Raw genomic sequence first — 12,375 nt, forward strand, 5'->3', positions numbered from 1 at the left:
TGCTAACTGGCGAGAGTGAAGCCAGGAGGTAGTGAGAGGTTTGATGTCTGAGTACACAAACTCACCAGCTAGCAAAGAGAATAATATTCTCTGTTTAGCAAGCTCTATTGGTAGTGTGCCAATAGAACGTCAGAATACTCTGACATTAACTTTTAAGCACGAATCATACCAAAAAGATTGCGCAAAATAATAATAACAATAGCGTTAATATTTTAAATAGTTAGGAGAAGAAAATGAGTTTGTTCGTAAATACTAATGTTTCGTCATTAAACGCTCAGCGTCAATTGTTTACATCAGGGAATAACTTAAGTACGGCGTTTGAAAGACTGTCATCAGGTTTTCGTATTAATAGTGCAGCAGACGATGCCGCTGGGTTACAAATTTCTGATAGACTTACTTCGCAAATACAGGGGCTGGATCAGGCACAGCGTAATGCTAATGATGGCATATCCCTCGCACAAACGGCTGAGGGCGCATTACAAGAAACTACTAACGCACTTCAACGCATTCGTACTTTGGCTATTCAAGCACAAAATGGCATTAATAATACTGCTGATAGAGTTGCTTTGAATCAGGAAGTAACTGCACTCAAAGATGAGATTACGCGGATTAGCACAGATACCGAGTTTGGTGGTTTAACGATACTAAGTGGAAGTTTCAATGCTACTTTCTTAGTCGGTGCCAATGAAAATCAGACAATTGACGTTGGTATTGGGGGAGGAAGTGGTTTTAGTGCAGCTAATCTATCGTTGACAGACGATGTTACAACATCTGCTGGTGCTAGTGCCCTTATGACGCAGGTAGATAATGCTATATCTAGAATAGGTTCAACGAGAGCTGAATTAGGCGCGGTACAAAATAGGTTTCAATCTACAATAAGAAATTTGGCTAATATTTCGGAAAACGTTTCATCTGCAAGAGCGCGTATTAGAGACACTGACTTTGCCGCAGAAACGGCAGAATTGACCCGTAATCAGATATTGCAACAAGCTACGACGACAATATTGTCTCAGGCTAATCAGCGTCCCCAAGCTGCATTATCTCTATTAGGCGGTTAATAAGGTAGACATCTAAAATAATGGAAAGAAGTTGAGAGGTCATTCCTAATTGAAAATGACGGCCATAAAGGCCGTCATCATACAAAATAGCCTACTAACATAAATCAGAAGTTTTGGTTGAGAGGCCAGTTCATCCTAATAAATATTTGTTTGTAGACTTAAACAGAATTTGCTCAATCTCCTAACTAGAGCAATTTGGCCGGGACATCATGTCTCGGTTTTTTTTATTGTTACCGAAACACCCTGCCAAAAGCAAATTTAGTTGAGCATCAACCGCTTCAAATAGAGTTTAGCAAAATACGCACCACTTCGACTTAAAATCGGTGGCGCAATATTATCTGCCCGTTCAAAAAAGCAAGTACCGATAATAGTGTAGGTATCTATAGTTGCTCTCTATAAAAAACATACGCTAGCGTAAAGCCACACCTATCAAATCTTGGATATGTTATTCGATTCATTATGAACATTCATCGCTCGTAAAAACCTTTAAAAACCAGTGAAGTAAGAGTTGATTAAAAAAATAACAAAAAAATGCTAAAGAAGTAGAGAACGGTGTCGATAACATTGTTGAGGGGTAATTCGCTTTACTTTTAAACGGGAGTTGAGACGGAGTAGTGACCGAGTCAACTCAAACTGAAAGGATTTGACAACGCGAAGTCGTATGTCAGGTCGCCAGGAGGTAATTTATGTCTTTATTTGTAAATACTAATGCGTCGTCATTGAATGCACAGCGTCAGTTATTTGACGTGAGCAACTCGTTAAGTACATCGTTCGAGCGTCTTTCGTCAGGTTTCCGTATCAACAGTGCCGCAGATGATGCAGCGGGCTTGCAGATTTCGGATAGGCTTACATCGCAAATTCAAGGTTTAGATCAAGCTCGTCGTAATGCGAATGACGGAGTTTCTGTTGTGCAAACTGCGGAAGGTGCGTTACAAGAAACCACGAATGCACTTCAGCGCATTCGTACTTTGGCTGTTCAGGCACAAAATGGAATAAATAGCACCGCTGACAGAGCAGCTTTGAACGAGGAGGTGACTGCACTTAAAGACGAAATTACGCGCATTAGCACTGATACTGATTTTGGTGGCCGCACTTTATTGAGTGGGAGCTTCAGCTCTAGCTTCTTAGTTGGTGCCAATGAAAATCAGACAATTGATGTGGCAATCGGAGGAGGTACAGGTTTTAGTGCCGCTAACCTATCGTTGACAGACGATGTAACAACATCCGCTGGTGCTACTGCACTTATGACGCAGGTGGATAATGCCATCTCTAGGATAGGTTCAACTAGGGCTGAGCTTGGTGCTACTCAAAATAGATTTCAGTCTACAATTCGAAATTTAGGAAATATTTCCGAAAATATCTCATCTGCAAGAGCGCAAATTAGAGACACCGATTTTGCATCAGAGACCGCCAACCTGACAAGAAATCAAATCATTCAGCAGGCGTCTCTTTCTGTATTAAGCCAGGCAAATCAGCGCCCGCAAGCCGCGTTATCTTTACTTGGTTAAGTTTACTTTGAGATAGTATACTTAAATATAAATGCAACGGGTGTTTACTACTATGTGGGCGCCCGTTTTGTTGTTTGAGTGAGGAGGTTAGTCGATGGATATTAAAAATATTCAAGGTGGTCAGACTACTGCTGTAGCTTTGTCGACTAGAGTTGAAGCTTCAGCTCAATTGCCACAAGTTCAGCAAAATGAAACAAGCTACAGCAATGAGCGCAGTTCAAAATCGGTTTCTGAAAGTACTGATAATCAAGGAAACGTAATACAAAATTTGTCTCAAGTTCTTCAAGATACGTCCGATATAGAGAACAGAGCAGGAAACGAAATGCAGTTGGGTGATGCAATATCGCGCGTAGAATCATTTCTACAGGGGCAAAATCGCAACTTAACGTTTTCTATAGACGAAAATACTGAACGTTCGGTGGTTACTGTATTAGACTCTGATTCTGGTGATGTAATAAGGCAAATTCCTTCAGAGGAACTGCTTGTGCTTGCAGAACGTATCCAAGAGTTACAGCAAGATGTCGGAAGCCGTGTCGGAGTATTGATAAATAATCAGGTTTAATAAGAGGTGAGTGATGTCGATAAGTTCTTTAGGTGTAGGCTCGGGCCTAGCGCTCGATGATTTAGTACGACAACTCATTTCAGCTGAGAGGCAGCCTCGAGAAAATCGTCTTAATGCGAGAGAGCAAGCTGTTGACGCGGAAATTTCGGCACTGGGGCAGATTAAGTCTAAAGTGTCTGACTTTCAAAATGCTGTTGATGAGCTTCGCAGTGGCAGCAGTTTAAATAGTCGTGAGCCAACCATAACTAATCCCTCTGACGATGATGATGTTTTGTCCGCTGATGCGTCTAACTCTGCATTACGCGGGTCGTATGAAATCGTCGTTCAGCAACTAGCCTCTGGCAGTAGAATTACAACTGATGCTGGCGCTTTTACATCAAGTTCAGATGCGCTGCTATCTTCAGGAACCGGGTCTCTTACGTTTAGTATAGGTGCTGACGATAGCTTCACAATTAACGTGGATGACACAACCACTCTTACCGAGTTTCGAGAACTGATTAACAATTCAGAGGATAATTTTGGCGTAACGGCAAACATCATTGAGACAGGTACTGGTGATGGGCCGCGTTTAGTCATATTGTCCGATAAAGTGGGTGATGGTAATAACTTGGTCATAACCAATGACAGTGGAAATGCCGAGTTAGATCGCTTATCTACCACTGGCGGAACAAACAATATCGACGTCAATAATATCCAATCTGCACAAAATGCGATTGCATTTGTTGATGGTATTGAAGTGCAAAGTGCCAGCAATGAATTTGAGAATACAATTCAAAGTGTTTCTTTTACTGTTAACGAAATCTCGCGATCGAATAGTAACGGAGATCAGCTGGCGACCAACTTGACGATTGGCTTCAATAAAGAGGGCGTTGAAGAGGATATCAAGAGTTTTATTAGCAGTTATAACTCGCTTGTTGATGAAATAGAGCGCCTGACACGTTATGGCGCTACATCTGAGGATAGTGATGGTCCACTTGCTGGTGATTCTTTATTACGAGGGTTACAGTTGAATATTAGTACGATTGTTGGTGAAGAGGTCTCTGGCTCTGAGCTAAGTAGCCTCTTTCAGTTAGGGATAGAGCTTAACGAAGATGGTAGACTTGAAATAGGAACTGAGGACTTTGGTCTTGGTTCTGGTCAAAAACGCTTAGATGAAGCCCTTGAAGACAACTTCGACGATATATCAACACTATTCAACAATGAAAACAATGGTATTGCTGTAAGGCTATACGACTTGGTAGAGCAATACTCTTCGTCTAGCGGTCTTATAAATCTCAGAGAGCGTAGTGCGCGAGATGAAAAAGACAATGTTGAAACAGCGCGAGAAGCATTAGAACTCAGAATGACAAACTTTGAACAAACCGTGCGTTCAAGGTATGTGAACCTGGATAGAACTATTTCCCAGTTGAACCAAACAGGTTCGGCGTTATTTGCAGCACTTATTTAAAGACTGGAGTTATTATGTCGTTACGTGGAATAAATGCTTATCAAAAGAATAATGTTAAGCAAGCTGTCTCAACAGCTGACCCGCATAAGTTAACACTATTACTGTTGCAAGGTGCCATGGACCGTATTGCCTATGCTAAAGGGGCTATGGAACGAAAAGACTTTGTTAATAAATCAAAATTTGTGACCAAAGCCACATCAATTGTTATCTATCTAAGAGACACCTTAGACATGGACGTTGGTGGGGAAATAGCGGAAAACCTTTTTGCGTTGTACAACTATATTGTCGAAATTGTTAATGAAGGTCATTTTAATGACGATAAAGCGAAGCTTGATGAAGCATATAGTCTATTAGAACCAATAAGGGACGCATGGATTTCTATACCTGAGAGTGCCAAACTAGAGGCATATCAACAAAAGGAATTGGCTGCATCAAATGAACGATGATCATTCGATCTGCCTCAATCACTCACTAACACCTGTTTTTCTTCGTGTAATAAACAATAGAATCGAATCGACATTAGTGTCTGAGGGTGACCAGTCTGCTTTGTTACTGAAACTAGTTGTGTTAAGACACAAGCTAGTGATTAGAGAATTGAATAAAATAACTGCTGAATTTAAACAGCAATTTGTTACCTTTGAACTAAAGAGAAATAAAAGACTTGAAGAAATAAGTTCAAGTTTGCGTAATGATGCAAAAAATGAGGTAATAAAGCTCAAAAGAGCGAAGCAAGCGGTCGAGAGATACAAATAATAATGCGTAAAGCCATCCAGCTATTCATTGAAGACGAAGAATCACAGTTAGAAAAGGAAGAGGCGCTCCTCCCGGTAGTAACAAAAAACTACACTAAAAGTTTGAAGTGCTTTCAACGTATTGTTCCATCTGTTTATCAATTGCTTGAAAATTATACATTTCAGCATAGTTCTATTTTTGCCAACAAAGATGGTGAATTAGACATCGTTGAGTCTAGCTCAGGTTCGGTATTTTATGGCAAAGATCCCAAAAAGTCGGTAGCGCAACATGTTGAACAGTTTCTGGCCGCTCCACAATCACTTGTGCTTACGCAGCCTGATGGCTCTGCAATAAGTAGCACAACCCCTTCTCACGAACAAGCCATTATTATATTTGGTATCGGGCTAGGCCAGCACATTCTAGCGCTTATGCAGTCGGCAGATATAAAACACATCATCATTTATGAGCCCAACTTAGACTTATTATTTTGCTCACTTTACACTGAGTTTTGGCCTATCATTTTTGACCTTGCAAGGAGTCAAAATGTTTCGCTTTATTTTCAAGTTCCTAACAATGGAAAGTCGCTGTTTGCAGACTTAAGTGAACTTCATAACGCATTTGGTATTAATTCGCTATGGGTTTATTTTCATTATCACAGCAGTGAATTTGATGATATTAAAGATGAACTATCTTCAAATGATTGGCGCATAGGACGAGATTTAAGACACCATATAAACGAGAAGACGTTTGAAGACTATTTACCAAAGTGGCCGCCAGTTGTAACTGACACATCATGGAGCGGTGAAAATTTAAATTATGAAGTATTCACCAATAATTTATCTGCGTTTAAAAAGTACTTCCCAGATATAGCGGAAGAGTTTGCAAATTATACCCCTATAAACTGGGAAGTTGTTGCTAATTCATCTGGCGAAGTAAATTTATTCAACCTTAAATATAAAACTTACTTGTTAGGCGACAAAAGTAAAGAAGAGTCCGAAAACATCTACACAATGTTTAAAGGCAATCCGAGTCGAGATGAATTGGTATTAAACTACTCTGGAGGAAAACTTTATCCTCATTTTCATTACCGAACAGCGGTAAGAATTCAAGACAAATTTAAGAAGGTCACTAAAGAAAGCACGATATTGCACCGTGACATTAAATCACTTCTCCTTTTCGGTGTTGGTAATGGCTACCAATTACAGCGCTTGTTAGATTCTCATGAAGTAGGCAAGTTGTTTATTTATGAGCCAAATCGAGATTTTTTTTATTCTTCATTATTTTCAATAGATTGGGCAGCTTTGCTTGAAAAAATGGATGCCAACGAGAGTAGTATTTATCTTAATGTTGGCGACGATGGCTCAAATTTAGTGGAGGACTTTCTCACCCAATTTGATAGGGCCGGTAGTTATAATTTGGCAAACATGTTTTTGTTCAAAAGTTATGATAATGATGTGCTTGAACCCACGCTGAATAACTTACGAGAAGAAATAAGACTGGTAATAGGGTTAAGTGATAACTTCGAGAATTCTCGATATATAATTTCGCACAGCAAGTGGGCAGTTGAAAACAATTTCAAGTATTTGTTAAAGAAAGAGACTGCACCTAGCGTCTTGAATGAAGTACCTGTTTTTGTTGTTGGAAACGGCCCTTCCTTGGATAATCTTATCCCTATTTTGAAAGAAGAGCATGCTAATGCGATAGTCATTAGTTGTGGCACAGCATTACAAGTACTGTATAAAAACGATATTGTGCCTGATTATCATGTTGATTTGGAGATAAATAGGTCACCTTATGATTGGTTGATAAGATTAGGTGATAACGAGTACTTAAAAAAAATTAACTTAATTAGTGGAAATGGCGTTCATCCAGACGTGATAAAATCGTATAAAAATGCCTTTTTGACCCTAAAAGAAGGAGAAGCAGCAACGCTTATTATTGAGTCCCTGTTTAGCGAACATAAATTTTCCTCGTTAAAATACTCTTATCCTACAGTATCTAACTTTGCGATTGACTGCGCGCTAGAGCTTGGTTTTAAACAAATTTATCTTTTTGGTGTCGATCTTGGGTTTGTCGACCAAAAACACCATCATTCACAACAGTCCGGTTATTACCTCGAAGATGGGAAAGAATTAATTGAATATACAAAGGTCTACAATACATCTTTAACCGTCGAAGGCAATTTTAGGCCATTAGTTAACACCAAACACGAATTTAAAATGTCCAAAACAATTATGGAGCTGGCATTAGAAAATGCCACTCATGATGTCGATGTATACAATTTAAATGACGGTGCCAAAATAAAAGGTACTATTCCGTTGGTACCTGAAAACATGTTGATTTTATCCGACAATCGAAAGAAAAAAAGAGTAATCGACTGGATAGAAAATACGGCACATCAAGTGCTGGACAACGAAGTTTTTTCTAAGCGTTTTCATCAAGAAATAAAAAACAGCGACTTACTTTACGGTTTTAGTTTGCTTGAAGAGGTTATGAGTGTACCTTTCGAGAGCAGAAATGACGCAGAGAAAGCGGTAATACAAAACAGAGAGACTATTATTGAGCTATTTGTAGATGGTAAACCAATTGTTATGTATTACTTACACGGTTCGGTAAACTACGTCAATACTATGTTAAGCAAAGCGTTGAATATGTCAAACGATGCGGAATGTCTGGAGCTGCTCAACCTAATAAGAGAGCAGTGGATGTTGTTTTTGGCTGACACTAGCGCGAGCATGGCAATTGCCCCTTACGAACTCGACTTCATATCGTGCAGCCCACTGGAGCGTGCTCAGATAAGAGTGCCTGAATACTATGTTGGGCAGAACTTAACGGCATATAGTGAGTACGCTACAACAGCATTAGAGAGCGCTGCAAAATTACTTCGCGTACAGTTCAACAAGCCTTCGCTAACCAGTAAAAAGCTTCGCGTTGAATTTTATCAAGACGACCCTGCGCTTACCCCGCGAAGTGGAGAAAAGCTGTGCTTGATTGTAACGAATCAAGGAGATTTAGATAGGTTGCTACGAGAAGACGTTGACGCCTTATTCGTTTACTTTCCTCAGTACTTCAGCCACAAGAACTACCTTTTCGAGGGCTTTGGCACTAAAGAAAACTACGCGTTTTTTATTGCATTAAATGCCGCGACATGTACCCCGTCAATCAAAGTGGTGGTGCCTAAACTCACTGAAAGAGAGTCACTTGATGTCTTGTCTGAGTACCTAGCGGAGTTTACTTGCTTGTCGTCCTTTATTTGTTATGAGTCTTATTATTATACAGCTTTTACGCGTGAGTATTTAAGTGAAGAAGAGATGGTGAGTGGTGCAGACGAACGTTTTAGGTTTCTACCTTTTGTTAGGGAAGAGAATCTGTTTTTGGTGCTTTGACTTCTGTCTTGTGCTTTACTTACGTTCACACAGAAAGCGAGCCGTGTAAGTAAGTCATTACATGTGTGATTCATAGACATAATTTCACTTTTAGTATTTGTAGATCACGCTGATAATACGATAGCTGAATGCGTTCATTTTCAGTTTCGTAATTATCGTGAACGTCTTTCTAAAGCGTTGTTTTTTCAAGGCGTTCACATACTATATCCATTGGATTTTTACTTTTGAATGAGCCGAGAGAATGTTGCCAATTGTAGTGATGTTGCCACTCGGTTAACGTTCAATTTTTGAGATCTCAAATGTCTCCAGTTTATGACCAGCCCCCAATAAAGAGATCCACAGCCTCGATAAATTTGGACATGATAAATACCATAAGAGGCGCTTATCATGAAATCAAAACGCTTTTCAGTTGAACAGATTGTATCTACTATCAAGCAACAAGAAGCAGGGGTGAGCATCGCGGAGGTATCTCAAAAATGGTGGTTGCCGAGGGCACATTTTACGCATGGAGGAAGTATGCAGGCCTTAAATCTGATCAGGTGCTTGAATTTAAGAAACTTCGAGAGGAAAACGAAAAGCTCAAACGCATTGTTTCTGATTTGACGCTCGACAAGATCAACGCAACAGGATCTAAATACGCGAAAGTGGTAGGCGTGTCGCAGCGCCATAAGGCGACACGCCATTTAATGGGATTGTATCAGACAAGCGAGCGCCGAGCCTGCCTCTTGAAAGGGTTAAGTCGAACTGTTTGTCGTTATAAGCCGCGCCGTGAGTTGAAGGGGGCGCTCAGACAGCGAGTTGTTGAAATAGCACAGTTCGAGTACGCTATTTTTACAAACGTATCCATGTGATGCTGAAACGAGAAGGCTTTCACGTTAACTAGAATCGAGTAAATCGCTTGTACTGCTTGGCAGGACTTCAGCTAAGCCCAAACGCCCCAAGCGTAACGTTAGCGAAGTGCGACGTAAACGAGACTATATAGCCAGCAGTTGCTCAAATGAAGTCTGGACAATGGACTTTGTTTCAGACCAACTGACCACGGGGAACACGCTTCGTAATCTCACTGTTGTAGCCACATTCACCAGAAATGCTTGGCAGCAAATATTGACTCTCGGCTGCGTTCTGAAAACCTCAAAGAGCGTGTATACCGCTCAGCTACAAAAAACGAAACTCTGCTTGAACTAGAACTGTTTTCTGAAACATGCGACAACAAGTATCCACAAACCGCTGAGTCATGGCAGACATATTGGCAATATCAAGACCTCGTGAAATTCACAGAGTAACTAGTGCCGTTGAGTACCTTAATAGCAACTCCTTTGATAATCTCTATTTATAAAAAGCAACTAGCTAAGGTTTCCGTACCAGCTTAATCAAATCTATTCCGGCAATGTATTTCTGGAGAAAAGGAAGAGATGTTAATTTCACTTATTAACTTTTTCCTAGACTGATCTTCGGAATATGAACTAAAGTCCTTAGCAGTGCAATAGGAGCATATACCTGTTTTTTCACTGAAGTCATACAGCGAGCGTCTCATTAGATTTAATTTTTTTGACGTATAAAGATCAAAAACACTCTGTTTTGAAATATTTCCCACACTTTCAAGATTAAGTTTATTATCGTGAAATGATTCGCAGCATGGTTGAACATTACCATCGTAAAAAATCGTGAATTCACGAAATGGTCTAGCACAAGGCGAGGTCCTCTTGCTCTTCTGAGTATTCTTCTCACCAAGTGTACCGCCTCTATTCGTGCCTTCTCTTCTCCAGTCTGGCCATTGGATTAATATTCTGACACCTTCTACCTAGAGTGAAAATGATCGGTTAGATTCAATGAAGGCGATGTCTAATTCATCATTATAGTTACTAAAGTTAAGTCTATCCAAAAGCTTAAGTAAGCGACGCTGAATCATTTTACTGTCTTGATGAACATTCGGTGAGGGGGCAATGTAATGCAAATATGATTTAAACCGCTGTGAGAAAGTTTTTTAACTAAAGGTAGTCGTAAAAAGTCACCATTTGAGTTGAATCCAATATGAGCTGCGGGTAAATAACTACGAATAATACTCATCTTATCGCCAAATTCTCGTCTAACAGCGGCTCATTGTAGAGGTTCAGTGATATTCTGTTATCATAACGAATCTCGGATAATTCTATACAGATTTTCTCGATAAGGTCCTTATCCATGTAAGACTGAGTATTTTGTCTATCAGAAAAGCTGACAGGGCAGTAATCACACTTTCGTTTACACACGTAAGATAGCTCAAGGTTTATAACCTCGACATGTCTCTTGAATAACACTTTTTTATCTATCATTCTTAAGCTACCAAAACTAATATCTCCCATTAGTTGCTTTAAGTTTTTTTCCCATTAAATCCTACCATTTGAAAATAATTCATATCTTTCCTTTATATAGTTTATTCGAGATGTTCTTTGTCTTTCAGTGAAAGAGAATAAAGACGATATTTTTCACAGAATACCGGCCTTAACACGCAAAAGGAATTTCCATTATTCTACCAATTTGAAAGTTACTAATATCAGTAGACCTTAAGGGTTCGTAGCTTGAGAAAGGAGTGAAAAGGACCATTGACCCTAACGCTTTCTCTCAAATAAAAGCAATTCAGAATGAAAACCATCTAAGGTTTTTAATCCAAAGGGCCTGACATTGCTTGAAATGGGTTCATAATTGGGCAACATTTTTTTGTAGTCTTCAGTGTAAATTGGTTCGTTAACGCCAAACCCGTGCTCTTTGATGGTTTGTTTACCCTCGCGTATATTGCGCAGCAGTACCCATTTTGTTTTGACTCTATCTACATGATTTAGATAGTTTTGTACGACTTCTGGCTCCATTTCTTGAAATGATATGAAGTTGACGAATAAGTCGATGGGTTCGTCGAGCGCCTCTATCTGCCACGCGCCAAAGACATTCAGTGGGCGATTACTTTCACCTGCATCCACAGGTGTTTCCTGTTGAAAGTAGCCACCGACATTGTCTCGGCCAAATACGTTCGATAAATAGTAGTCTGCGACGTTGAGCGTTGGCGCGATATCGAAGTCCATGTATTTCACGTTGTTATTCGTTTTCGCCAAGATCTCCCCAAGCGTGCCAAACCCACCGCCAATTTCTACAACGGTACGAAGGTTTTTAAGCGGGGTAAACTGATTTAAAAAAGCGAGTCCAAGCAGGTAGTTCAGCGCTGAGCGGCTGAACTTTTTTCCATCAAATTCGAAATGCTCTAGGGGATTTCCCACTTCACTTTCGGAAAAGTTAAGTAGGCTTTTGTCAGCTTGTGGCGAATGACTGGCAAGTAAAACGCGATAATCAGCTTCTGCTTGCTGCCTACCAATGAACATAGCGTTCAGCGTTTGCTTTTGTTTTTCAGATAGATTGATATGGTCTGCCAGTGCCTGTATTAACGCTTCGCTGGTTTGACCTAAACCATTACCAGGTTGGCCATAGGTGGGAACGAAAAAAGAAAGCGGCAGTGAAGCACGGCGAAAGTTAGCGATGCCTTCGCTGGCTAAATTTTCAAAAATTTTTTCTGAAGCTTTTGCCCAAAATTCTGTGGGTTGGTATAAAGTCGATTGTGCCTTCATATCTTCAAAGGCTTTTGCGCATGTTTTTTCGAAAATATCTCGTTCCATAATTTCCTTCTTTTAACTACTTTTAGGTAATGGTCTGCGTT

The 12,375-nt window shown here is 40.0% G+C and carries 8 protein-coding genes; 7 read left to right on the forward strand and 1 reads right to left on the reverse strand.

Translation table 11 applies throughout. The features are described 5' to 3' along the window. The first annotated feature begins 233 nt into the window (after positions 1-233). From MHN09_RS00670 to MHN09_RS00700, 7 genes are all read left to right on the forward strand, one after another. On the forward strand, positions 234-1,058 hold the full coding sequence (locus tag MHN09_RS00670) for a flagellin (RefSeq protein ID WP_239238563.1): 825 nt from the start codon (positions 234-236) through the stop codon (positions 1,056-1,058). Between the two features lie 686 nt (positions 1,059-1,744). Continuing rightward, positions 1,745-2,566: a flagellin gene (locus MHN09_RS00675; protein WP_239238565.1), complete on the forward strand. Its 822-nt coding sequence runs from the start codon at positions 1,745-1,747 to the stop codon at positions 2,564-2,566. 94 nt (positions 2,567-2,660) lie between these two features. After that, the gene (locus tag MHN09_RS00680) at positions 2,661-3,128 is read left to right on the forward strand and encodes a flagellar protein FlaG (RefSeq protein WP_239238567.1); all 468 of its coding nucleotides are present in this window, start codon (positions 2,661-2,663) and stop codon (positions 3,126-3,128) included. A gap of 13 nt (positions 3,129-3,141) precedes the next feature. Next, positions 3,142-4,575, forward strand: a complete 1,434-nt coding sequence (gene fliD, locus MHN09_RS00685; RefSeq protein ID WP_239238569.1) for a flagellar filament capping protein FliD — start codon at positions 3,142-3,144, stop codon at positions 4,573-4,575. A gap of 14 nt (positions 4,576-4,589) precedes the next feature. Next, the gene (fliS, locus tag MHN09_RS00690) at positions 4,590-5,021 is read left to right on the forward strand and encodes a flagellar export chaperone FliS (protein WP_239238571.1); all 432 of its coding nucleotides are present in this window, start codon (positions 4,590-4,592) and stop codon (positions 5,019-5,021) included. Positions 5,022-5,330: 309 nt separating this feature from the next. After that, complete coding sequence (locus MHN09_RS00695; RefSeq protein WP_239238574.1) at positions 5,331-8,693, forward strand: 6-hydroxymethylpterin diphosphokinase MptE-like protein; 3,363 nt, start codon at positions 5,331-5,333, stop codon at positions 8,691-8,693. 476 nt (positions 8,694-9,169) lie between these two features. Further along, entirely contained in the window at positions 9,170-9,544 is a 375-nt protein-coding gene (locus tag MHN09_RS00700; protein WP_239238577.1) for a hypothetical protein, read from the forward strand. Between the two features lie 1,737 nt (positions 9,545-11,281). Here MHN09_RS00700 and MHN09_RS00705 read toward each other — a convergent pair. After that, a complete protein-coding gene (locus MHN09_RS00705; RefSeq protein ID WP_239238580.1) occupies positions 11,282-12,334 on the reverse strand; it encodes a putative sugar O-methyltransferase in 1,053 nt (350 codons plus the stop codon). Positions 12,335-12,375 lie beyond the last annotated feature (41 nt).

It is taken from the genome of Alteromonas sp. MmMcT2-5 (assembly GCF_022348315.1).
Taxonomy (GTDB): Bacteria; Pseudomonadota; Gammaproteobacteria; order Enterobacterales; family Alteromonadaceae; genus Alteromonas; species Alteromonas macleodii.